The organism is Nocardioides humilatus (assembly GCF_008373755.1).
GTDB lineage: Bacteria > Actinomycetota > Actinomycetes > Propionibacteriales > Nocardioidaceae > Nocardioides > Nocardioides humilatus.
Genome location: NZ_VUJV01000006.1, coordinates 1 through 22,385 on the forward strand (window position 1 = coordinate 1; position 22,385 = coordinate 22,385).

A 22,385-nucleotide genomic window follows, 5' to 3' on the forward strand; every position below is an offset into this window, starting at 1 on the left:
GAGAGTAGGACGCCGCCGGACAATCTTTGAGTAGAGGCCACCCCCGGGTGGCCTCTACGCTATTTACAACGAGTTTCAATCTGAAGAGAGTGAGTCGTCGTGGCAGAGCAACGACGGAGCAAGCCCGGAGCGTCTGGATCAGGACGCTCCGGCGGTCCGCGTCGCAGTAGCGACGGTCCAGCCGCTCGCGGCGAGGGTAACAAGTCCCGCGGAGGCCAGGGCCAGTCGCGGGGAGGCCGTGGAGCCGGCGAGGACAAGCGGCGCGACAGCCGCGCCGCCGGCCAGCGCCGACCCGAGCGTGCGGGCGGTCCCGGACCGAAGAAGCGTCCGTCCGAGAAGCCGGATGCAGCTGAGCGCACCGCAGCACAGCAGGTCTACGACGGTCCGCCGCTCCCTGAGGACATCACCGGCAAGGAACTCGCTGCCGATGTCCGCGCTCAGCTGCGCAGCCTCCCGGAGAAGCTGGCTCTCCGCGTCGCACGGCACCTCGCTGCTGCCGGCGCGATGATCGACGACGAGCCTGAGGTCGCCTACCAGCACACGTTGGCAGCGCGGAGCCGTGCGCCCCGCCTCGCTGTGGTGCGCGAGGCAACCGGCGAAGCGGCCTACGCCGCTGGCCGTTACGCAGAAGCGCTCGCCGAGCTGCGGGCCGCGAAGCGGATGAACGGTGCAACGGCCTACCTGCCGATCATGGCCGACTGTCACCGCGCCCTCGGGAATGCCAAACGAGCGCTCGAGCTGGCGAAGAGCCCGTCGGTGGCACGATTCTCGACGGCCGCCAAGGCGGAGATGACGATCGTCGAGGCCGGCGCGCGCCGGGACCTCGGCCAGATGGACGCGGCACTGCGCACGCTGGAGCTCGCTCCGATCAACAGCAAGAGCCGTGAGTCATGGTCGGTGCGGCTGCGCTACGCGTATGCCGACACGCTGGAGGCGGCGGGCCGCGAGCGCGAGGCGCTCAGCTGGTTCCACCGCACCAACGCGATCGACGCCGAGGAGCTCACCGACGCCGCCGATCGTGCCGAGGCGCTGGAGGCGCGCGTCAAGGACTGACGAGTGCGGTGGGCTCAGAGGCTGGTGCCTGAGCCGCCGTCGTCGGTCTCCGACGTGGTCTCGGACGGGACGACGTCAGAGGGCGCGTCTGACGGTGCATCGTTCGTCGCGTCGCCGTCGTCCTTGTCGTCGTCCGAGTCGGCATCCGGGTCCTGCTCGGGCCGATCGGTCGGCGTGTTGATGTCGCCTTGGTCGACCTCGCCCGGCGTGCCCTGGGCGAAGGTGAGGGTCGCTCCTTCGATGCCGGCCTCGGATGTCGCCCACCGGATACCGTCGTGATAGCTCACCTCGAGCTGTCCGATGTGGACCGTGGTCGGTGCGGAAGCGCTGACCACGAGGACGATCGAGTCGCCTTCGGTGAAGTCCACGTCCTTCGCGTCCACCAGGGACGTGCAGAACGGCGAGGCATCGGTCGTGACGCTGACGGTGCCCCCGGAGCAGACCTTCGCCTCGACGGAGACGTCGGCGTCGGAGTCGACGTCCACCTCGATCTTGTCGATGTGGATGGTGCGGTCGAACTCGTCGCTGACGGCCCACATGCCCACGTAGACGTCCTGCCCGACGGCACCGCCACCCTCTGCGGTCTCGCTGGAGGTGGTGAGTCCGTCGGGGGTCTTGAGGTACCAGACCACCCAGCCGATGGCCAGGAGGACGATGCCGACGATCGTCAGGATCCGCGGCAGCTTCGAGCGCTTGGCGCGGGTCGGACGGTGCGGCATCTCGAGAGACCTGGACGTCATGGTCGAACGATAGGACACCGGTGAGTGTGACCACGCAGCGTGTCAGACTCGCGGCATGTCGCAGCGTCAACAGCTCCGTAGGCCCACCCTCGAGGGCAATGTGGCCGTCCGGGACGGCCGGCGCCTGAGCTTCGCCGAGTACGGCTCGCACACCGGCCCGGCGATCGTCTGGATGCACGGCACGCCCGGCGCGCGTCGGCAGATCCCGGTCGACGCGAGGACCTACGCCGAGGAGCACGGTCTGCGCATCATCGGCATCGACCGCCCCGGCATCGGGTCGTCGACGCCGTACCTCTATCCGAACGTCCTGGACTGGACCGAGGACCTCGCTCTGTTGCTCGACGCGCTCGGCATCGACACGGTCCGCGTCATCGGCCTCTCCGGGGGCGGGCCCTACGCGCTGGCCGCCGGTGCTGCCCTGCCGGACCGTGTGGTGGGCGTCGGCGTTCTCGGGGGAGTGGCTCCCACGCGCGGGGTCGATGCCGTCGACGGTGGGCCGATCCAGCTCGCCGTACGTCTGGCGCCCTTGCTCGCCGCCTGCCGGGTGCCGCTCGGTGTCGGCCTGACGGCCGCGATCCGCACGGTCAAGCCGCTCGCCGGTGCCGGCCTCGATCTCTACGCGCGCTTCCAGCCGCCCGGTGACAAGAACCTGCTGTCGCGGCCGGAGTTCAAGGCGATGTTCCTCGACGACCTTCTCAACGGGAGTCGCTTCCAGACGTCGGCTCCGTTGTCCGACCTGGTGCTCTTCACCCGCGAGTGGGGGTTCGACCTGGCCGATGTCCGTGTGCCGGTGCGCTGGTGGCACGGCGACGCCGACCACATCGTGCCCTTCCGACACGGCGAGCACGTGGTCGGTCGACTGCCGGAGGCGACGATGTCGGTGATCGACGGCGAGAGCCACCTGGGCGGTCTTGGGATCCCGGCGGCGGTCCTCAGCGACCTGATGGCGCTCGACGCGGTTCGGCGTTGAAATCGGCCCGTTTGACGTGATTTTCGCCGGGCCGCGTCGACTACTGGTGCGCAAGCGCCCCATGGGTCACAATGGGTGGCACAACTACACATTTGTCACTTCGATGCACCGCTCTCACGGGCACCGGTCTGACCTCCGAGAAGAGACCGCTGGGGAAGGCGTAGCTCACGCCGGAGGAAGGGCAGAACGAGGAGTGTCGTGGTGACCACCAGCAACAGTGCAACCAGGGGCGTTTTCTACGTCCACTCTGCGCCGTCCGCGTTGTGCCCTCATGTCGAGTGGGCCGTGGGCGGTGTCCTTGGCGTCCCCGTGAACCCCCACTGGACGCCGCAGCCGGCCCAGGCCGGCACCTATCGCTGCGAGTTCTCTTGGAGCGGGAAGCCGGGCTCAGGGGCCGCCATCGCGTCGGCGCTGCGTGGGTGGCTCCACCTTCGCTTCGAGGTGACCGAGGAGCCGACCTCATCGACCGAGGGCGCCCGGTTCTCCTCGACGCCTGACCTGGGTGTCTTCCACGCCGTCACCGGCATCCACGGCGACATCATGATCCCCGAGGACCGTCTGAAGGCCGCCGTGGTGCGTGCCGCGCTCGGCGAGGTCACGATCGAGAACGAGATCGACAAGCTGCTCGGCAAGCCGTGGGACGACGAGCTGGAGACCTTCCGGCACGCCGGCGAGGGCGCGCCTGTCCGCTGGCTCCACCAGGTTGTGTAGGCCAGCGACTGCCCGAGGAACGAGGGCAGTCGCGAGGGCCTACCAGGTTGAGTAGCCGGCGCGGCTGAGGAACGAAGCCGCGGTCCGGCGTATCGAAACCCGGTGACGTGCGCACCCACAGCAGGGCGGGCATGTCACCGCGTCTCGATACGCCCTCGCCTAGCGGCTCGGGCTACTCGACGAGCGAGCAGCCCGAGCTCATCGACGAACTCAGAGTGGGATGTTGCCGTGCTGCCCGCGGCTCACGCCGCTGGTCTGTACGGCGTCGCTGATGGCTCGCGCGATGGCGGTGCGCGTCGCGGCGGGCTGGACGACCTCGTCGACCACGCCGATCTCGACCGCCTTGTCGACGCCTCCGGCGATCCGCTCGTGCTCAGCGGCGAGCTCGGCCTCGACCCGCGGACGCAGGTCTGCGGAGACCTCGGCCAGCTTGCGTCGGTGGAGGATGCGCACGGCCGCGACCGCGCCCATGACGGCGACCTCGGCCCCGGGCCAGGCGAAGACCTTCGTCGCGCCGATGGAGCGTGAGTTCATCGCGATGTAGGCGCCGCCGTAGGTCTTGCGGGTCACCAGGGTGACGCGGGGGACGACGCACTCGCCGAAGGCGTGGAGGAGCTTGGCTCCGCGGCGTACGACGCCGTCCCACTCCTGGCCGACCCCGGGCAGGTAACCGGGGACGTCGACGATCACGACGAGCGGCACACCGAAGGCGTCGCACATCCGCACGAAGCGGGCTGCCTTCTCCGCCGACAGCGAGTCGAGGCAGCCGCCGAGGCGGAGCGGGTTGTTGGCGACCACGCCGACGGTGCGTCCGCCGAGGCGGCCGAGAGCGGTGACGATGTTGGGTGCCCAGCGCGCGTGGAGCTCGAGCATCGAGCCGTCGTCGAGCAGACCCTCGACGAGGGGGTGGACGTCGTAGGCACGCTTGGTGTTCTCGGGGAGGTGGCCCTCGAGGTCCCGGTCCTCGATCCGGTCGAGCAGCATGCTGCCCTGCGAACCGAGCAGGCCGGCGAGGTCGCGGGCCCGCTGAAGGGCCTCGTCCTCGGACTCGGTGACCACGTGCACGACGCCGGAGCGGCGTCCGTGCGGCTCGGGTCCGCCGAGGCGGAGCATGTCGACGTCCTCGCCCGTCACCGAACGGACGACCTCGGGACCGGTCACGAAGATCCGGCCCTCCGGTCCGAGGATGACGATGTCGGTCAGCGCAGGTCCGTAGGCGGCGCCGCCGGCGGCAGGCCCGAGCACGACCGAGATCTGCGGGATCACTCCCGAGGCCTGGGTCATGACCTGGAAGATGCGCCCGACCGCGTGCAGCGACAGCACGCCTTCGGCAAGCCGGGCACCGCCGGAGTGCCACAGGCCGATGATCGGCACACGGTCGACGAGCGCCCGGTGATAGGCGTCGACGACGACGCGGCAACCGAGGTCGCCCATCGCGCCACCCATCACGGTGGCGTCGGAACAGAAGGCGACGACACGGGTGCCGTCGACGGTGCCGACCGCGGCGACCATGCCCGAGTCGTCGTCGGGCGTGATCAGCTCGAGCGAGCCGTCGTCGAGGAGAGCCGCGAGCCGGAGGACCGGGTTGCGGGGGTCCTCGGACCGGTCGACCTTGGCCGGCTTGGCCACCGCCGATGCAACGGTCTCAGGACGTTGGTCGAGAGCGGTCATGGTTCAGCCCACCGATCCGAATGCGACGGCGACGTTGGCGCCACCGAAGCCGAAGGAGTTGTTGAGCGCGACGATGTCGCCCAGCGGGAGGTCCCGTGGCTTGGTCGCGATGTCGAGCTCGACCTGGGGGTCGAGGTTGTCGAGGTTGATGGTCGGGGGAGCGAGGCGGTGGTGGAGCGCCAGGACCGTTGCCACGGCCTCGAGCGCGCCCGCGCCGCCGAGCAGGTGCCCGGTCATCGACTTGGTGCCGCTGACGACCACGTCGGAGGCATGGCCGCCGAGCGTGGCGTGGAGCATGAGCGCCTCGGCGACGTCGCCCTGCGGGGTCGAGGTCGCGTGGGCGTTGACGTGGGCCACGTCGGCGGGGTCGATGTCGCCGTCGGCGAGCGCACGCTGGATGGCGCGGGTGCCGCCACGACCCTGCGGGTCGGGCTGGGCGATGTCGTGGGAGTCGGCGGTGATGCCGGCGCCGAGGACCTCGGCGTAGATCCGCGCACCGCGGGCCTGCGCGTGCTCGAGCGACTCGAGCACGAGCGCACCCGCACCCTCACCGAGGACGAACCCGTCCCGCGCGGTGTCCCAGGGGCGGGAGATCGTCGTTGGGTCGCCCTCGTTCTTGGAGAGTGCCATCATGTTGGCGAACGCGGCGACCGGCAGCGGGTGGATGGCCGCCTCGGTGCCGCCGGCCAGCACGACGTCGGCACGGCCGAGCCGGATCTGGTCGGCTGCGAGGGCGATCGCCTCGTTGCCGGAGGCGCACGCGGACACCGGCGTGTTGACGGCCGCACGGGCGCCGATCTCCAGGCTGATGGTCGCGGCGGGGGCGTTGGCCATGAGCATGGGTACGGCGAGCGGGGAGACCCGTCGCGGGCCCTTCTCGAGCATGGCGTCGTAGTTGCTCAGCAGCGTCTGGACGCCGCCGATCCCCGAGGCCATGGCGACCCCGACCCGGTCGCCGTCGAGCTCGCCTGCTGCCTGGGCGACGTCGAGGCCGGCGTCGTGCCACGCCTCGGTCGCTGCGATCAGGGCGAACTGCGACGACCGGTCGAGGCGGCGTGCCCGGACCCGGTCGAGGACGTCGGTGGGCTCGACTGCCGCCACACCTGCGATGCGGACCGCGAGGTCCGCGAAACGCGGGTCCTCGATCGGGCGCACGCCGGACTCGCCGGCGAGCATCTTCTCCCAGGTGGTGGCCGCGTCACCGGCCAGCGGGTTGGTGGTGCCGAGGCCGGTGACGACGACGCGGGTGCGGGCGGTCACGATCAGGCTGCCGCGCGGGCGGACTCGATGTAGGAGACGGCGTCGCCGACGGTCTTCAGGTTCTTGACCTGGTCGTCGGGAATGGTGACGCCGAACTTCTCCTCGGCCTCGACGACGACCTCGACCATCGAGAGCGAGTCGACGTCGAGGTCCTCGACGAACGACTTGTCCAGCTGGACGTCGTCGGCGTCGACGCCGGCGACCTCGTTGACGATCTCGGCGAGGGCTGCGCGGATCTCTTCGGTGCTCATCTGTTCTCCTGCTTCATCTTCTTGGGGGTGGTGGGTGGTGCTTGGGGGATCAGGGGAGGGTGACGACCTGGGCCGCGTAGGACAGTCCGGCCCCGAACGCGATCAGGAGGGCGACGTCGCCCGACTTCGCGTCGCCGTCGCGGATCATCCGCTCGAGCGCGAGCGGCACGGATGCCGCGGAGGTGTTGCCGGAGTCGATGACGTCGCGGGCGATCTTGACGTGGGCGGGCAGCTTCATCGACCGCGCCAGGGCGTCGGTGATGCGGTTGTTGGCCTGGTGCGGGATGAAGCAGTCGAGCTCGTCGATCGTCACGCCGGCGCGGTCGAGGGCCTGGTGCGCGACCTTGCCCATGGAGAAGGACGCCCAGCGGAAGACCTCGTTGCCCTGCATGACCAGGTGCGGCATCTCCGGAGCGTCGGCGGCGATCGCGTCGCGCCAGTCCTCCTTCTGCCGGATCAGGTCGTACTGCTCGCCGTCGGAGCCCCAGACGACCGGGCCGATGGCCGGCGTCTCGCTCGGGCCGACGACCACGGCGCCCGCGCCGTCGGCGAAGATGAACGCCGTGCCGCGGTCGGTCCGGCTCGTGATGTCGGAGAGTCGCTCGACGCCGATCACGACGACGTAACGGGCGCTGCCGCCGCGCACCAGGTCGTTGGCCATCGCGACGCCGTGGCAGAACCCGGCGCAGGCAGCGGAGACGTCGAATGCGGCGGCTCCGTCGGTGCCGAGCTCGTGGGCGACCATCGTCGCGGCCGAGGGGGTCTGGAGCAGGTGGCTCACGGTCGCCACGATCACGCAGTCGACCTGGCGCGGGTCGATGCCCGCGGCCTCGAGCGCGTCCCGCGACGCGCTCACCGACATCGCGACGACGGTCTCGCTCTCGTCGGCGAACCGGCGCGTCTTGATGCCGGATCGCTGCTGGACCCACTCGTCGCTGGAGTCGATGGCGTCGACGATCTCGGAGTTGGGGACGACCCGAGCCGGGCGGTAGGCGCCCACGCCCAGGATGCCGGCGTACGCCGACCCCTGCTCGACCTTCAGGGTGGTCACGCCGCGCCACCCTCCGGGTGGAGGCGGATCAGCGGCTGGCCAGGAGTGACGATGTCGCCGTCCTCCACCAGCCATTCGACGATCTGGCCGCCGTGCGCGGAACGGACTGTGATCCGGTCGCGCAGGCTGGCCACGTCGCCGATGGTCACGCCGGGCGCCAGCTGGTCTGCGTCGCCAGCCAACTCGTCGCGGTGGAAGACACCCTTGACGGGCGAGACGACCATCCGCCACGTCGGCGAGGTCTCCATCTCGGACTGTTCGCCGTGCTTGTCGCAGAACGCCGAGGCGTCGTCGAGCTGGTCGGGGTGGTCGAGCGCGAACGTCTCGACGGCCATGCCGCGATCGCGGAAGTAGCGCTTGGCGATGCCGGTGAGCGTGCCGGCCGGAGGCATCTCGAGGATGCCGGTGACGCCGAGGTCGGCCATGGTCTCCAGGCAGAGGTCCCACCGCACGGGGCGGGCGATCTGGCCGACGATGCGGGTGAGGACCTCGGTGCCGTCGTGGACGACGCTGCCGTCCCGGTTGGAGATGAAGCGGGTGCGCGGGTCGTGGACCGATACCGAGCGGGCGAGCCCGGCGACGTGGTCGACGGCAGGCGCCATGTGCGTGGAGTGGAAGGCGCCCGCGACCGACAGCGGCCGGAGCTTCGCCTTCGCCGGTCCGTCGGCCGCGAAGGCGGCGAGCTGCTCCATGGTGCCGGCGGCGACGATCTGCCCCGGCCCGTTGTCGTTGGCGGCGACCAGGCCGTGGCGCTCGATGGTGGCGAGCACCTCCTCGCGGTCACCGCCGAGGACGGCCGTCATGCCGGTCGGGGTCACCGCAGCGGCGTCAGCCATCGCTTTGCCCCGCTCACGGACGAGGACCATCGCCTGCTCGGCGCTGATGACCCGGGCACCCGTGGCAGCCGCGATCTCACCGACGCTGTGACCGGCGACCGCACCGAGCTTGGTGTAGGCGTCGGCGGGGTGCGGGAAGAGCTGGAGCGCGGTGACCAGGGTGGAGGCAACCAACAGCGGCTGGGCGATCCGGGTGTCCCGGATCTCCTCGTCGTCGGCCTCGGTGCCGTAGTGGGCGAGGTCGATGCCCGCCACCGTGGACAACCAGTCGAGGCGCGCGGCAAACGTCGCATCCTCAAGCCAGGGGCGGAGGAAGCCGGGGGTCTGAGCGCCCTGTCCGGGGGCAACGATGACGAGCACACAACCAGCGTGCCTCGCCGGAGGCCCGGATCGCGCCTCCGGCGCTCACGAACTCGCCCGGACCCCTTTGTGGAGACCCTACAAACGACCGAGTGCCAGCGCCATCTGGAGCGCGAGCGCGTCCCGGGGCTGCGACGGGGTGAGTCCTGTGAGGTCCGCCACCTGGCCCAGTCGGTAGCGCACCGTGTTGGGGTGGACGAACAGCGCTCGCGCTGTCGGCTCGATCGACGTGCCGTGCGCGAAGTAGGCCGACAACGTCTCCACGAGCGTGCCGCGTGCATCGGCGAGGGGTGTGTAGATGCCCTCCAGTGCCTCGACGCGCGCCCATTCGTCTCCCGCGAGGATCCGCTCGGGGAGGAGGTCCTCGCTCTGCACCGGTCGAGGTGCCTCCGGCCACGCAGGTGCGGCGCGGAGGCCCGCCGCCGCTGCCAGGGCGGACAGGTAGGCGTGGCCGAGGTCGGCCGCGACGGGCCCGACGACGACCGGCCCTTCGCCGAAGTGGCTGACGACGGTGGCCGCGGCCTTCTCCGGGTCGCTCACCCCGCCGAGGATCACCACGAGTCGGTGACCTTGCACAGCGCCGAGCGCATCCATCCCGGCCGCTCGTGCGGCGTCACGTACGGCGTCGATCACTCCCGCCTCGGTCCGGTTCTGCGGCACGGCGCCCAGCACCACAGCGACATCGCCGCGCGCGCCCCAGCCGACCGCGCTCGCGCGGGAGAGCACGTCGTCGTCGGTCTCGTCGCGCAGGACCGCGTCGACGACCAGCGCCTCCAGACGGGCGTCCCACGCGCCACGCACCTCCGCGGCGCGTGCGTAGACCTCGGCGGTCGCGAAGGCGGCTTCGCGCCCGTAGCGCAGCACGCCTTCTTGGACGTCGGCGACGTCGTCGGGGTCGAGGATCGCGTCCAGGTTCTGCTCGACGACCTCGAAGCTGAGGCGGATCAGGTCGACGGTCTGGTGCAGCGAGATGGTGCCGGCTAGCGCCCGGGGCGAGGCGTTGAAGAGCGACGCCTCCCGGACCTGGCCGAAGGACATCTGCATGCTGTTCTGCTTGTACCAGTCGATGAAGTCGCCGATGCCGGCCTGCACGATCAGACCGATCCAGGAGCGCTCCTCAGCGCCGAGGTCGGCGTACCACGGGAGGTCGGTCTCCATGCGGCGCGCGGCCGCCGTACTGAGCCGTCCGGCAGCGCCGCGCAGGGCCTTGACCGCGCGCGCCCGAGGGTTGGGGGGACGGGACACCCCTGAAGCCTAGAGAGGCGAGGGTTGCCAGCGGGAGATATGTGAGGAGTCCGTTACATGAGGGGTCTGTTTCGGCTGCTCCGGAGCGTGATTGAATCCTCGACCAGACGTTGGTGAACCGGGGGAGGGCTAGCGATGTCGAAGCAGCAAACGACACCTGACGGGGTCGAGTTCGTCACGGTCCATGGCAAGCGGCGCGCCTACATCAAGACCGGCTCCGGCCCGGCGCTGCTGCTCCTGCACGGCCTGGCCTGCGACCGGACGACGTGGGACGCCGTGATCCCGCTGTTGGCGAAGAAGTACACCGTGATCGCGCCCGACCTGCTCGGCCACGGGCTCTCGGACAAGCCGCGCGCCGACTACACGCTCGGCGGCTACGCCAACGGCATGCGCGACCTGATGACGATCCTGGGGATCGACAAGGTCACCGTCGTCGGCCACAGCTTTGGCGGTGGCGTCGCGATGCAGTTCGCCTACCAGTTCCCCGAGCGCACCCAGCGGGTGATGCTCGTGTCCTCCGGTGGCATGGGACCGGAGGTCTCGCCCTTCATCAAGCTCATCCAGGCACCCGGCTGGGAGGGCGTGATGCGTCTGCTCACGCTGCCGGGCATCCGGCACGTCGAGACGGCCGGGCTGCGCGCGCTGGCGTCCTACGGCGGCGGCCCGCTGCGCAAGTACACCCGCGACCTCGACGAGGTCGCCACGATCGTGGAGTCGTGGAAGGACCGCCGTACCCGCTTCGCGATCCGCCACCTGGTCCGCGCGGTCATCGACTGGCGCGGCCAGATCGTCACGATGTCTGACCGCGCCTACCTCACCGATTCGATGCCGATGGCGGTCGTGTGGGGCCGTGATGACCAGGTCATCCCGGTGCGCCACGCCAGCAACGCGGCGGCCCTCGCGCCCGACTCCACGGTGACGGTGCTCCCGGAGAGCGGGCACTTCCCGCACCGCGACCACCCCGAGGAGTTCTCGCGCCTCCTCGACGAGTTCGTCACCAACAGCGAGCCGGCGAGCTACAACCGTGCGAAGTTCCGCCGGCTGCTCCGCAACGGCCACGCCGCGCCCCCGCCGGCAGCATTGGTCAGCGTGGGCACGGCGTAACGCGTCAGGCGTCGCCGCCCTCCTGGAGGAGACCGGAGGTCGCCGTGGGGTCGTCGATCCGGTACTGCGTGAACGCCTTCTCCACGACGGCGGGGTCGATCTCGCCGGCGTCGGCGAGCGCCTGCAGCGCCTGTACGACGACCGACTGCGCGTCGATCCGGAAGAACCGTCGAGCCGCGGGGCGGGTGTCGGCGAAGCCGAAGCCATCGGCGCCGAGCACCCGGTAGTCCTCGGGCACCCAGCGGGCGATCTGCAGTGGGACGGCCCGCATGTAGTCGGACACCGCGATCACGGGACCGGTCGACGGCGCGAGCTTCTCGGTGACATAGGGCGTCCGGGCGGTCTCGGACGGGTGCATCAGGCTCCAGTCCTCAGCCGCGACGGCGTCGCGGGCGAGCTCGTTCCACGACGTGACCGACCACAGGTCGGCTGCGACGCCCCACTCCTCGCGCAGCAGGCGCGCGGCCTCCTCGATCCACGGGAGCGCCACGCCCGAGGCAAGCAGCCGCACGCGCGGCCCGTCGCCCTGGGCGGTGCCGACCTGGTGGATGCCCTTGAGGATGCCCTCGACGTCGACCTCGGCCGGCTCGGCGGGCATCGTGACCGGCTCGTTGTAGACCGTGATGTAGAAGATGACGTCCTCGCCCTGCTGCTCGGCGCCTCCGGTGCCGTACATCCGCTCGAGGCCGCTGCGCATGATGTGCGCGATCTCGTAGGCGTAGGCCGGGTCGTAGTGCACGACAGCCGGGTTGGTGGCGGCGATGAGCGGGGAGTGGCCGTCCGCGTGCTGGAGGCCCTCGCCGGTCAGCGTCGTCCGGCCGGCGGTGGCGCCAACCAGGAAGCCGCGAGCCAGCTGGTCGGCCATCGCCCAGATCGAGTCGCCGGTCCGCTGGAACCCGAACATCGAGTAGAAGATGTAGAACGGGATCATGTGCTCGCCGTGGGTCGAGTACGCCGATCCGGCCGCGGTCGCGGACGCCACAGCGCCCGCCTCGGAGATGCCCTCGTGCAGCATCTGGCCCTGCGGCGACATCTTGTAGGCGAGCAGCTGCTTGCGGTCCACCGGCTCATAGGTCTGGCCGGCCGGGTCGTAGATCTTGGCCGAGGGGAACATCGAGTCCATACCGAACGTGCGGTACTCGTCGGGAGCGATCGGCACGATCCGCTTGCCGATCGCCGGGTCCTTCATCCAGTCCTTGAGCAGCCGCACGATCGCCATGGTGGTGGCGATCTTGTGGGTGCCCGAGCCCTGCTTGAGGTCGTCGTAGACCTTGTCGGCGGGCAGCTCGAGCGGGGTCGACCGCACGACGCGCTGGGGGAGCGAGCCGCCGAGCGCGCGGCGCCGCTCGAGCATGTACTCGATCTCCGGCGATTCCATGCCGGGGTGGAAGAACGGCGCGGTGCCCTTCTCGGCGTACGTCGTCTCCAGGTCGCGGTCGGAGATCGGCAGGTAGAGGCGGTCGCGGAACTTCTTCAGGTCCGCCATCGACAGCTTCTTCATCTGGTGGGTGGCGTTCTTGCCCTCCAGCGAGTCGATCGTCCAGCCCTTCACGGTGTGCGCCAGGATCACGGTCGGCTGGCCGGCGTGCTTGGTCGCGGCGTCGAACGCGGCATAGACCTTGCGGTAGTCGTGGCCGCCGCGCGGCAGCTTCTCGATCTGCCGGTCGCTCATGTGCTCGACCATCTTGCGCAGCCGAGGGTCCGGGCCGAAGAAGAACTCACGGTTGTAGGCGCCGTCCTCGACCGAGAAGGTTTGGAATTGGCCGTCCGGCGTGGAGTTCATCTGGTTGACCAGTACGCCGTCGACGTCGCGGGCGAGCAGATCGTCCCACTCGCGGCCCCAGATCACCTTGATGACGTTCCAGCCGGCGCCGCGGAAGTTGGCCTCGAGCTCTTGGATGATCTTGCCGTTGCCGGTGACGGGACCGTCGAGCTGCTGGAGGTTGCAGTTGACGACCCAGACCAGGTTGTCGAGCTCTTCGCGGGCAGCGATCCGGACGGCGCCGAGCGACTCCGGCTCACCCATCTCACCGTCGCCGAGGAACGCCCACACGGTCTGCTCGTCCGTGGACTTGATCCCGCGGTTGTGCAGGTAGCGGTTGAACCGGGCCTGGTAGATCGAGTTGAGCGCCGTCAGACCCATCGAAACGGTCGGGAACTCCCAGAACTCCCGCATCAGCCGGGGGTGCGGGTAGGACGGCAGTCCGACACCGACGCCGTGTTGCACCTCCTGCCGGAAGCGGGAGAGCTGCTGCTCGTCCAGCCGGCCCTCGAGGAAGGCGCGCGCGTAGATCCCGGGGGAGGCGTGACCCTGGATGAAGATCTGGTCGCCACCGCCCGGGTGGTCCTTGCCCTTGAAGAAGTGGTTGAACCCGACCTCGTAGAGGCTGGCCGAGGACTGGTAGGTGGCGATGTGGCCACCGACCTCGAGGCCCTTGCGGTTGGCGCTGGACACCATCACCGCCGCGTTCCAACGGATGAACGCGCGGATCCGGCGCTCGGTGTCTTCATCGCCAGGGAACCAGGGCTCCCGCTCCGGCGGGATCGTGTTGATGTAGTCGGTGCTGCGCAGTGCCGGGACGCCGACCGCTGCCTCGCGAGCACGCTCGAGCAGACGCAGCATCACGTAGCGCGCACGGTCGCGGCCACGCTCGGCCACGAGGGCGTCGAAGGAGGCGATCCAGTCCTGGGTCTCGTCAGGGTCGATGTCGGGGAGCTGGGTCGGTAGACCCTCGTGGATGACAGCGGGGGCGGGTGCGGGCCTGGTGGACGCCGCGCTGGAGGTGGCTGCAGTGGTTGCTTCGGGGTCTCCGGTCACCCCGCCATCGTGGCACCGATCGGCCTCGCGGAAAATCTACCCAGCGGTAGCCAGGGCGACCCGCTGGTGGACGGTGGTTGCGCGGTCGCCCCAACTCCGCTGGACTACTCCCCACAACGCGGGGACCTACCCCGAGACGTAAAGGACTGGAGGCACCCGTGAGCGCGACCGCGGATGGCGGTACGGCCGAGACCGGACCCGCTAACCGGCTCGGATTCAAGGCGGGCATGGTCGTCCAAGAGCTCGGGTGGGACCAGGACACCGACGACGCCCTCCGTGTGTCGATCGAGGACGCCATCGACGGCGACATGGTCGACGGCGACTACGGCAACGTGGTCGAGGCGGTCCTCCTCTGGTGGCGTGACGACGACGGCGACCTCGTCGACGGCCTCTTCGACTCCATCACCGACCTTGTCGGTGGCGGCGTGATCTGGCTGCTGACCCCGAAGGTCGGGCGCCCCAACGCCGTCGACCCGGCCGACATCGCCGAGGCGGCGCCGATCGCCGGGCTGGCCCTCACCACGACGGCGGCAGTGAGCAGCGACTGGGTCGCGACCAAGCTCGTCGCCCCGAAGACAGTGGGCTGAGTCGGTCGGCTGTCACGTCCGCACCTACCAGGCGGTAGCGTCGCCCTCATGGGATCGAAGTCCTCGCGGGCGCGCGACGCTGCCGTCAGCCTGAAGACGCTCACGCAGTCCGGGATCGTGCGGCCCTACGGGCCCAAGACCCTCTACGGGATGGCGTCGACGCTGCGTAAGTGGGGCACCACTCCCGCGGGCGGCTTCAAGACCTTGGCGCTGCGCAACCCCAACGGGGTGGCGATCATCGACGAGCTCGGCAAGGTGACCTTCGGCGAGTTGCACGCCCGTACCAACGCGTTGGCCCACGGTCTTCAGGCGCGCGGCGTCAAGGAGGGCGACGGCGTCGCCATCATGTGCCGCAACCACCGCGGGTTCATCGAGGCGTCGATCGCGGTCAACAAGCTCGGCGCCGACGTGCTCTACCTCAACACCGCGTTCGCGGGCCCGCAGCTGCGCGAGGTCATCGCCCGGGAGAAGCCGGCCGTCGTCGTCTACGACGAGGAGTTCACCGAGCTGCTCGACGGCGCGGACATCGCCGACCAGGTGATCGGCTGGACCGACGGCGAGGCTGGTCCTGACACGCTCGAGGGGATGATCCGGTCCGCCGGCTCGACCGCCGACCTGACGCCGCCGACCCGCAACCCGCGCACGATCATCCTGACCTCAGGCACGACCGGCACGCCGAAGGGCGCGCCGCGCCCGCAGGCGGGCATCCCGGCCGCTGTCGCGCTGCTCTCCCGGATGCCGCTCAAGTCCGGCTGGACCTGCCACATCGCCGCGCCGCTCTTCCACACGTGGGGCTTCGCGCACTACCAGGCGGCCATGCTCCTCGGCACCACGATGGTGCTCAACCGCAAGTTCGACCCCGAGACCGCGTTGCAGCAGCTCGCCGAGAACGATTGCGACTCCTTCGTCGTCATCCCGGTGATGCTCCAGCGGATCCTGGCGCTGCCGACCGACACGCTCGACAAGTACCGGCTGCCCCAGCTCAAGGCCGTCGCCTCCTCCGGATCCGCACTCCCCGGTGACCTGCCGGAGCGATGGATGGACCGCTACGGCGACAACCTGTACTCGATCTACGGCTCGACCGAGGTCGCGTGGGCGAGCATTGCCGACCCGACCGACCTGCGCGAGGCACCCGGGACCGCGGGCAAGATCCCGCACGCCACGGTGGTCAAGATCCTCGACGCCGACGGCAACGAGCTGCCGGTCGGCCAGTCCGGCCGGATCTTCGTGGGCAACGAGCTGCAGATCGAGGGCTACACCGGCGGTGGCGGCAAGGAGATGATCGACGGCCTGATGTCGTCGGGCGACGTCGGTCGCTTCGATGCCGACGGCCGGCTCTACGTCGAGGGCCGTGACGACGAGATGATCGTGTCTGGCGGTGAGAACGTCTTCCCCAAGGAGGTCGAGGACTGCATCGCCGTGCTCGAGGGCGTGGCGGAGGTCGCCGCTGTCGGCGTCGACGACCCCGACTTCGGCAAGCGCCTGCGCGCGTTCGTCGTCTGCGCCGAGGGCGTGACGATCACCGAGGCCGAGGTCAAGGACTGCGTGAAGGCCAACCTGGCCCGCTACAAGGTCCCGCGCGAGGTCATCTTCCTCGACGAGCTGCCTCGCAACGCCACGGGCAAGGTGCTGAAGCGCGAGCTTGCGCAGATGGAGACCCCGTGACCGACGCCTCGGCAGGGCCCGGCATCGCCGTCGGCGACATCGCCCCCGACTTCACTCTCAGGGACCAGTTCGGGCAGGACATCAGCCTGTCGTCGTACCGCGGCAGCAAGGCGGTGCTGATCCTCTTCTACCCCTACGCGTTCAGCAACGTGTGCACGGGGGAGATGAACGAGGTGCGCTCGCGGCTGGCGGAGTTCCTGACGTTCGACACCGAGGTCGTCGCGATCTCGTGCGACCCGATCTACACGCTGCGCGCGTGGGCCGACGCCGACGGCCTCAACTTCCCGCTGCTGAGCGACTTCTGGCCCCACGGCGAGGTCGCGCAGGCCTTCGGGGTGTTCGACGAGACCACCGGCACGCCGCACCGGTCCTCCTACGTCGTCGACCGTGACGGCACGATCGCCTGGGCGGTGCACAACGACCGCAACGAGGGCCGCGACCTCGAGGAGCACCTGAAGCACCTCCGCGCCGCCGCGGACTAGTCCATTCGGATGATTTTTCTCACGGATTCACAGCAGGGTCTTGGACGGCCGCAGCAGGCGTGGTTAAAGTGACTGCTTGTTGAACCGCTGGCGACCCGAGACGCTGGCGGTTCGACTCATTTCGGGCCCCCGCGGTTCGGCTGGAACCGTCGGGACCAAGTAGCCTGTCGCCGCTGCTCGGCACGAGCGGCCTCGGGCGCATAGCTCAGCGGTAGAGCGCCTGCCTTACAAGCAGGTGGTCACAGGTTCGATCCCTGTTGCGCCCACCGCTTCCTTCGTGCAACCTCGGATGCCTCCTGTGCGTCATCCGGGTGTGACATCGAGATGGAGGCTGTGATGCGTCGAATTCTTTGGAGCCTTGTGCTGGGTCTCCTCATCGTCGGTGGGATGACGCCGAACGCCGTTGCTGAGAGCGGGAGCCTGGCTGATCCGGCCGGTGATGCCCCCGAACGGATCGACGTCACGCGGCTGACCGTCACCAACGGCGATCACTGGTTCACGATGCGCGCCGACGTGGCCGAGCTGCGCCAGAAGGGTGAGTTCACCTTCAACTACTGGCGCGGCGCGAGCGGGGGACACCTGGTGGCCAGCCTGCTCGTCGTCGTCGACCGCGTCGACGGTGAGACCCGCGGACGCTTCTACGACTGCGGGTGGAAGGACTGTGTGCGAGCACCCTGTCCGCGGCTGGAGGTCAAGTGGCGGGCACTGAAGGACTTCGTCTGGATCACGGCGCCGCAGCGATGCTTCCCGCCGCCGCGGACGCACCCCGATGCCCCGCCGCCCGCCGGTGGTCGGTTCTTCGTCTCCGGCCGCATCGGTGACGTCTACGACAGCGTCGACGACGCCCCGTTGGCGCTCGAGCGCGGCTGAGGTTCTCCGTTCCTGTTGCGTCGCTGCGTTTCGTACTGCAACCTCATCCTCCTCGGGTCCGTCGTTCAGTCGTGACATCGAGAAAAGGACGTGTGATGAGACGAGTGCTCCTGGGTCTCCTGCTGGGTGGGTTGATCGCCGCTACGACGTCGACCGCTGCCGTCGCCGAGCGTGGCAGCGTCGCGGACGACAGCGGCGGTGCGCCCGCCGTCATCGACATCACGAAGCTGACCGTCAAGAATCGCGACGTCCGGGTGCTGATGCAGGTGCAGGTGCGCGACCTGCAGGACCGCGGACGCTTCCAGTTCTACTACTGGGGCCCCGGTGGTCAGCCGCCGGCGCACAGCGCCCTGGTCGTCGTACGGCTCAAGGACGGCGAGCCGGTCGCCAGCTTCTGGAAGTGCGGGCGGGAGGACTGTGACCGCACCGAGTGCGACGAGCTGCTGGTCGAGTGGGACCAGGACGCCGACGTCGTGTCCGTGTCGCTTCGCCAGGACTGCTTCCCGCGACCGCACAGCGACCCGGACGCACCTGCCCCGGCGGTCGGACGGTTCTTCGCCTACGGGTTGATCGGCGACCACCAGGACGGCACTCACCTGCTGACGCTCGACCGGGGCTGATCGCTCACCGCCAGCAGCCTCAGGCCAGCAGCTTGACCCCGGTCGCGCTGTAGCCGACGTGGTAGCCGGCAGGGAAGCCGCCGAGCCCGGTGACCTTGTCGAACTTCCCGGACCTCGAGGCGCCGGCGATCAAGGTGTAGCCGCTGATGGGTTGGGTGCCCTTGCGCCTGAGAGCGAGGGTGCCGTCGAGCTTGAGCGCGCCGCCGACCGCGAGCCGGTCGCGGGTGGTGGCCGTCTTGCCCGCGACCGACAGGCGAGTCGTGCCCGCCTGGGTCTGGGTGAAGGCCCCGGTGATCGTCAGTTGACCACGCTTGGTGAGCTCGACCGTGCCCTTGTTGACGAACGAGGCGTCGAGTCGCTCGGTCGCGGGCGCCTCCGCGCCGGGCGCGACCTGCAGAGTGCCGACGTTGGTGAACGTGCCGGCCACACCCGTGGAGTCGATGGTGCCCGTCGTCCACTTCATCGTGCCCTTGTTGACGATCGTCGAGAGCTTCGACGACGTGGAGCTCACGAGGATCGGCAGCGTCGTCGCGATGGTGCTGGGGCCGCGGACGTCGAGGCTGCCGCCGGTCGTGGCGTCGGGGAGCAGCGCCTTGTTGGCGCCGGGCGCGTCGGGGTCGTCGATCTTGAGCGTCAGCGACGATCCGAAGATCAGGTCGCCGGTGATCGTGCCGTCCGACCAGCGGTAGGTGCCGGCTCCGCCGAAGGTGGCAGTCCCGGTGACATCGGTGCTGTCGGTCTGCCGGACGGCCGCACCCGCATCGATGTTGATCGTGCCGGACAGCTCGACGGCGGAATTGCCGCCCAGCACCAGCTCGACCCCGGTGACGTGGCCGCCCATCAGCTCGCTGTCGCCGCCGAGCATGACGACGCGACCGCCCGCGGCGCCGTCGGCGATGATCCCTCCGGCCGTCCTCTGGCGGAAGTCGATCCCCGGCGACCCGAGCGTGAGGGTCTTCCCGGCCTGCACCTCGACGGTGCCGACGTTGTCGAAGATCGCCGTAGAGCCAGGCACGCAGCAGGAGAGCCCGGTGATGGTCGAGCTCGCGTCGCGCACCCGCCAGCGGCCCTGGTTGGTGACGGTCGTGTGGATGCCGAGGCTGACCGGCCCGCCGCGCTGCACCACGACTGCGCCCGGCTCGACCGTGAACGGGCTGACAGCCGGGGCGTCGATCTTGTGCGGGCCGACCCCTTCGACGCTCATCGTCACGCCCGAGGCGAGGGAGCCCTTGCCGGTGACGGTGCCGGCGAGCCACTGGAGGGTGCCGGTGCCCGTGAATCGCGGTGCGCCGGCCAGGGTGGTCGACGCTGAGCCGGCCACGGTCAGGGTCGATCCGCTACGCAGCGACACGTTGCCCTCAGCCATCGTCACCGTGGCGTCGTCGATGACGACGTGGTCGTCGATCGCCGCGGTGGTGGTCAGGTGCAGGGCGGTGCCGCTGACCTGGACCGTGCCTCCGTTGAATCCGGGCGGTCCACCGCCGAGCAGACCAGCGACCTCGAGGTTGAAGTTGCGGAGCTGGATCGTCGTGCCGCTCGACGCAGTGACGGTGCCGTCGTTGACGAAGGTGCCCTTGGCGCTGGAACCGAAGTTGCCGTTGACCAGCACCGAGGAGCTGGGTCCGCCGACCGAGGCGAGGGTGCCGTTGTTGACGATCGTGCCCTTGATCGTCCGGAGTTCACCGTCGCTGATGAGGGCCTGGTCCTCGATGATCAGCTTTCCGGCGTGGGGGTCGCTGGTGTCCTTGCTCTCCAGCTTCTTCAGATTCGGACCGTCGACCTGCAGGAGGTTGAGCGCGGTGATCTCGTTGTAGATCGTGCCGCCCGTCCAGTGCACGGTGGCCGCGTTGAGCGGCTGACCGTCGATGCTCCCGCCGGCTTCGACGGTGATCCCTGCGAGGGTGGTCGGCACCGCGCCGGTGACATTGACCGGACCGCCCGGCTGCTGGCGGATCACGATGCTGTCCAGCGAGTGCGGGATGCCTTGGGGAGACCAGTTCATCTGGTCGTTCCACGAGGTGCCGTCACCGAGACCGGTGAACTCGAACGTCGTGGGCGAGGCGTGGGCCGGTGGCGCGAGCGCGACGACGGCGAGCGTGCTGCTCGCCGCGAGGACCGACCCGAGAACGAAGCGGAGGAGCCGGCGGAACATCCTCCGATTATGAAGTCAGGTCCCGGGTGGCGACCAGACCCGAACGCCTGCGACTCGGTGGCTGCCGACAGCCATTCCGAGTGCGACGAACCATCCGATCACGGTCCAGCCGGCGAAAAAGTTGATGGCGCCGATGACCTCCGCGTTGGACTTTCCCCGCGTCGTCGCGATCGCCCAGGGGAGAAGGTAGCCGCAGGTCATGAACGTCGCGCCCCAGGACACCAGGGCCAGGCGCGCGTAGTCCTGCTTGTCGGTCACGAACTCCAGGTACATGTGCCGACCCTAGCGACAGGGCGCGCCCGGCCTCCCCGGTCCGCAACCCACACGCAACCCTCGATCGCAATACAGTTGCCGTCGTCACACCTCATCCCTCCCGGAGGATCGATGTTCGTACCGTTCAGCGTCCGTGACTTCCTCGATCGGGCCGTCACCGTCTACGGCGATCGGGTCGGTGTCATCGACGAGCCGATGCAGCCCGCCGCGAGCCAGGGTGAGCTGACCTATCGGCAGATCGGGGACCTCGCTCGGCGCCAGGCCGCCCGGCTCGACGAGATGGGGATCGCCGCGGGCGATCGCGTCGCGATCGTGAGTCACAACAGCAGCCGGCTGTTGACCTCGTTCTTCGGTGTCTCCGGATGGGGTCGGATCCTCGTGCCGATCAACTTCCGCCTGCGGCCCGACGAGATCCAGTACATCGTCGAGCAGTCGGGTGCGCGGGTCCTCTACGTCGACCCGGAGCTGGAGGATGACCTGATGGGCGTGGGCGCCGAGCACAAGTTCGTGCTGGGCACCGACACCGACCTCTACGCCGACGCGGGCACCGAGCCGCGGGCCTGGGAGCACGACGAGGGTGCGACCGCCACGATCAACTACACGTCCGGCACGACGGCACGGCCCAAGGGCGTCCAGATCACGCACCGCAACATCTGGACCAACGCGGTGACGTTCGGCCTCCACACGACGATCAGCGACCGCGACGTCTACCTCCACACGCTGCCGCAGTTCCATGCCAACGGTTGGGGCATGCCCTTCGCGATGACCGGTGTCGGCGCGCAGCACATCATCTTGCGCAAGGTCGACGGCGCCGAGATCCTGCGCCGGGTCCGTGATCATGGCGTCACGATGATGTGCGCTGCGCCGGCGGTCGCCGCCGCCGTACTCGACGCACTGCCCGACTGGGAGGGTGAGATCCCGGGTCGCGACAAGGTGCGCATCGTGATGGCCGGCGCCCCGCCGCCGACCAAGACGGTGGCGCGGGTCGAGCAGGAGCTCGGTTGGGAGTTCATCCAGATCTACGGGCTCACCGAGACCTCCCCGGTCCTGACGGTCAACCGTCGCCGCGCCGAGTGGGACCACCTGGAGCCCGAGGAGCGCGCCCAGAAGCTCACCCGCGCCGGCGCCCCGGCGATCGGCGTCACGCTGAAACTCGATGAGTCCGAAGAGGGCTCGGGCGAGGTGCTCGCGCGCTCCAACGTGGTGCTCGAGGGCTACTGGGAGAAGCCCGAGGAGACCGCGGCAGCGCTCAGGGACGGCTGGTTCCACACCGGCGACGGTGGCTACCTCGGCGACGACGGCTACCTGACCATCGCTGACCGCAAGAAGGACGTGATCATCACGGGCGGCGAGAACGTCTCGTCGATCGAGGTCGAGGACGCGCTCTTCTCCCACCCGGCCGTGGCCGAGGTCGCGGTGATCGGGGTGCCGAGCGAGAAGTGGGGCGAGACGATCAAGGCGCTCGTCGTGCTCACGCCCGGCACCGCAGGCGGCGAGGCGATGGAGGCCGAGCTGATCGCGTGGTGCAAGCAGCGGTTGGCGGGCTACAAAGCGCCGACGTCGGTCGAGTTCCCGGTGGAGCTGGCCCGTACGGCGACGGGCAAGCTGCAGAAGTTCAAGCTACGTGCGCCCTACTGGGAGGGGCGCGACCGGCAGGTCAACTAGC

The 22,385-nt window shown here is 69.6% G+C and carries 20 protein-coding genes and 1 tRNA gene; 11 read left to right on the forward strand and 10 right to left on the reverse strand.

Features of this window, described 5'->3' with window-relative positions:
• The first annotated feature begins 99 nt into the window (after nt 1-99).
• Entirely contained in the window at nt 100-1,053 is a 954-nt protein-coding gene (locus tag F0U44_RS16250; RefSeq protein WP_149729419.1) for a tetratricopeptide repeat protein, read from the forward strand.
• Between the two features lie 14 nt (nt 1,054-1,067).
• Here F0U44_RS16250 and F0U44_RS16255 read toward each other — a convergent pair whose 3' ends face one another.
• A complete protein-coding gene (locus tag F0U44_RS16255) occupies nt 1,068-1,793 on the reverse strand; it encodes a hypothetical protein (protein ID WP_149729420.1) in 726 nt (241 codons plus the stop codon).
• A gap of 55 nt (nt 1,794-1,848) precedes the next feature.
• Here F0U44_RS16255 and F0U44_RS16260 point away from each other — a divergent pair, with 55 nt between their 5' ends.
• Both F0U44_RS16260 and F0U44_RS16265 read left to right on the forward strand, forming a co-directional pair.
• Nucleotides 1,849-2,763, forward strand: a complete 915-nt coding sequence (locus F0U44_RS16260) for an alpha/beta fold hydrolase (protein ID WP_149729421.1) — start codon at nt 1,849-1,851, stop codon at nt 2,761-2,763.
• 201 nt (nt 2,764-2,964) lie between these two features.
• Nucleotides 2,965-3,474 (forward strand): DUF3145 domain-containing protein, encoded by a 510-nt coding sequence (locus tag F0U44_RS16265; protein WP_149729422.1) that lies wholly within the window; start codon nt 2,965-2,967, stop codon nt 3,472-3,474.
• A gap of 210 nt (nt 3,475-3,684) precedes the next feature.
• On the opposite strand, the gene F0U44_RS16270 is transcribed toward F0U44_RS16265, so the two are convergent.
• The 6 genes from F0U44_RS16270 to F0U44_RS16295 form a co-directional block, all read right to left on the reverse strand.
• On the reverse strand, nt 3,685-5,145 hold the full coding sequence (locus tag F0U44_RS16270) for an acyl-CoA carboxylase subunit beta (protein ID WP_149729423.1): 1,461 nt from the start codon (nt 5,143-5,145) through the stop codon (nt 3,685-3,687).
• A 3-nt stretch (nt 5,146-5,148) separates the two neighbouring features.
• Nucleotides 5,149-6,405, reverse strand: a complete 1,257-nt coding sequence (locus tag F0U44_RS16275; RefSeq protein ID WP_223163723.1) for a beta-ketoacyl-[acyl-carrier-protein] synthase family protein — start codon at nt 6,403-6,405, stop codon at nt 5,149-5,151.
• 2 nt (nt 6,406-6,407) lie between these two features.
• Nucleotides 6,408-6,656 carry an acyl carrier protein gene (locus F0U44_RS16280; protein ID WP_149729425.1) on the reverse strand — a complete coding sequence of 83 codons (249 nt, stop codon included), beginning with the start codon at nt 6,654-6,656 and terminating at the stop codon, nt 6,408-6,410.
• Between the two features lie 49 nt (nt 6,657-6,705).
• Entirely contained in the window at nt 6,706-7,707 is a 1,002-nt protein-coding gene (locus F0U44_RS16285) for a beta-ketoacyl-ACP synthase III (RefSeq protein ID WP_246160559.1), read from the reverse strand.
• Entirely contained in the window at nt 7,704-8,903 is a 1,200-nt protein-coding gene (locus tag F0U44_RS16290) for an acyltransferase domain-containing protein (RefSeq protein WP_149729427.1), read from the reverse strand. The genes F0U44_RS16285 and F0U44_RS16290 overlap by 4 nt, the downstream gene beginning before the upstream one ends.
• Nucleotides 8,904-8,981: 78 nt before the next feature.
• Nucleotides 8,982-10,148, reverse strand: a complete 1,167-nt coding sequence (locus tag F0U44_RS16295; protein ID WP_246160561.1) for a PucR family transcriptional regulator — start codon at nt 10,146-10,148, stop codon at nt 8,982-8,984.
• Nucleotides 10,149-10,283: 135 nt separating this feature from the next.
• Between F0U44_RS16295 and F0U44_RS16300 the strand changes: the two genes are divergently transcribed.
• Nucleotides 10,284-11,252, forward strand: a complete 969-nt coding sequence (locus F0U44_RS16300) for an alpha/beta fold hydrolase (protein WP_149729428.1) — start codon at nt 10,284-10,286, stop codon at nt 11,250-11,252.
• Nucleotides 11,253-11,256: 4 nt separating this feature from the next.
• Here F0U44_RS16300 and aceE read toward each other — a convergent pair whose 3' ends face one another.
• Entirely contained in the window at nt 11,257-13,992 is a 2,736-nt protein-coding gene (gene aceE, locus F0U44_RS16305; RefSeq protein ID WP_223163742.1) for a pyruvate dehydrogenase (acetyl-transferring), homodimeric type, read from the reverse strand.
• Between the two features lie 236 nt (nt 13,993-14,228).
• On the opposite strand from aceE, the gene F0U44_RS16310 reads away from it, so the two are divergent.
• The 6 genes from F0U44_RS16310 to F0U44_RS16335 all read left to right on the forward strand — a co-directional run bounded on the left by F0U44_RS16310 (nt 14,229) and on the right by F0U44_RS16335 (nt 18,294).
• A complete protein-coding gene (locus F0U44_RS16310; RefSeq protein ID WP_149729430.1) occupies nt 14,229-14,657 on the forward strand; it encodes a DUF3052 domain-containing protein in 429 nt (142 codons plus the stop codon).
• A 48-nt stretch (nt 14,658-14,705) separates the two neighbouring features.
• Nucleotides 14,706-16,322, forward strand: a complete 1,617-nt coding sequence (locus tag F0U44_RS16315) for an AMP-binding protein (RefSeq protein ID WP_149729431.1) — start codon at nt 14,706-14,708, stop codon at nt 16,320-16,322.
• Nucleotides 16,319-16,804 carry a peroxiredoxin gene (locus F0U44_RS16320; protein ID WP_149729432.1) on the forward strand — a complete coding sequence of 162 codons (486 nt, stop codon included), beginning with the start codon at nt 16,319-16,321 and terminating at the stop codon, nt 16,802-16,804. Before F0U44_RS16315 ends, F0U44_RS16320 begins: the two co-directional genes overlap by 4 nt.
• A 194-nt stretch (nt 16,805-16,998) precedes the next feature.
• Nucleotides 16,999-17,070, forward strand: a tRNA-Val gene (locus F0U44_RS16325).
• A gap of 121 nt (nt 17,071-17,191) precedes the next feature.
• Nucleotides 17,192-17,674, forward strand: a complete 483-nt coding sequence (locus F0U44_RS16330; RefSeq protein ID WP_149729433.1) for a hypothetical protein — start codon at nt 17,192-17,194, stop codon at nt 17,672-17,674.
• Nucleotides 17,675-17,769: 95 nt separating this feature from the next.
• Nucleotides 17,770-18,294 carry a hypothetical protein gene (locus tag F0U44_RS16335; protein WP_149729434.1) on the forward strand — a complete coding sequence of 175 codons (525 nt, stop codon included), beginning with the start codon at nt 17,770-17,772 and terminating at the stop codon, nt 18,292-18,294.
• Nucleotides 18,295-18,313: 19 nt separating this feature from the next.
• Here the strand turns inward: F0U44_RS16335 and F0U44_RS16340 are convergent, their stop codons facing one another.
• Together F0U44_RS16340 and F0U44_RS16345 are read right to left on the reverse strand one after the other, a co-directional pair.
• On the reverse strand, nt 18,314-20,446 hold the full coding sequence (locus tag F0U44_RS16340) for a hypothetical protein (RefSeq protein ID WP_149729435.1): 2,133 nt from the start codon (nt 20,444-20,446) through the stop codon (nt 18,314-18,316).
• 15 nt (nt 20,447-20,461) lie between these two features.
• Entirely contained in the window at nt 20,462-20,719 is a 258-nt protein-coding gene (locus F0U44_RS16345) for a superinfection immunity protein (RefSeq protein ID WP_223163724.1), read from the reverse strand.
• Between the two features lie 111 nt (nt 20,720-20,830).
• Between F0U44_RS16345 and F0U44_RS16350 the strand changes: the two genes are divergently transcribed.
• Entirely contained in the window at nt 20,831-22,384 is a 1,554-nt protein-coding gene (locus tag F0U44_RS16350; RefSeq protein WP_149729436.1) for an AMP-binding protein, read from the forward strand.
• Nucleotide 22,385 lies beyond the last annotated feature (1 nt).

What these genes read in the sequence shown, in the direction of transcription:
- F0U44_RS16255 (WP_149729420.1), bottom strand. Translation starts at nt 1,793, where the DNA reads ATGACGTCCAGGTCTCTCGAGATGCCGCACCGTCCGACCCGCGCCAAG.
- F0U44_RS16280 (WP_149729425.1), bottom strand. Translation starts at nt 6,656, where the DNA reads ATGAGCACCGAAGAGATCCGCGCAGCCCTCGCCGAGATCGTCAACGAG.
- F0U44_RS16315 (WP_149729431.1), top strand. Translation starts at nt 14,706, where the DNA reads ATGGGATCGAAGTCCTCGCGGGCGCGCGACGCTGCCGTCAGCCTGAAG.
- F0U44_RS16300 (WP_149729428.1), top strand. Translation starts at nt 10,284, where the DNA reads ATGTCGAAGCAGCAAACGACACCTGACGGGGTCGAGTTCGTCACGGTC.
- F0U44_RS16345 (WP_223163724.1), bottom strand. Translation starts at nt 20,719, where the DNA reads ATGTACCTGGAGTTCGTGACCGACAAGCAGGACTACGCGCGCCTGGCC.
- F0U44_RS16330 (WP_149729433.1), top strand. Translation starts at nt 17,192, where the DNA reads ATGACGCCGAACGCCGTTGCTGAGAGCGGGAGCCTGGCTGATCCGGCC.
- F0U44_RS16335 (WP_149729434.1), top strand. Translation starts at nt 17,770, where the DNA reads ATGAGACGAGTGCTCCTGGGTCTCCTGCTGGGTGGGTTGATCGCCGCT.
- F0U44_RS16350 (WP_149729436.1), top strand. Translation starts at nt 20,831, where the DNA reads ATGTTCGTACCGTTCAGCGTCCGTGACTTCCTCGATCGGGCCGTCACC.
- F0U44_RS16260 (WP_149729421.1), top strand. Translation starts at nt 1,849, where the DNA reads ATGTCGCAGCGTCAACAGCTCCGTAGGCCCACCCTCGAGGGCAATGTG.
- F0U44_RS16270 (WP_149729423.1), bottom strand. Translation starts at nt 5,145, where the DNA reads ATGACCGCTCTCGACCAACGTCCTGAGACCGTTGCATCGGCGGTGGCC.
- F0U44_RS16340 (WP_149729435.1), bottom strand. Translation starts at nt 20,446, where the DNA reads ATGTTCCGCCGGCTCCTCCGCTTCGTTCTCGGGTCGGTCCTCGCGGCG.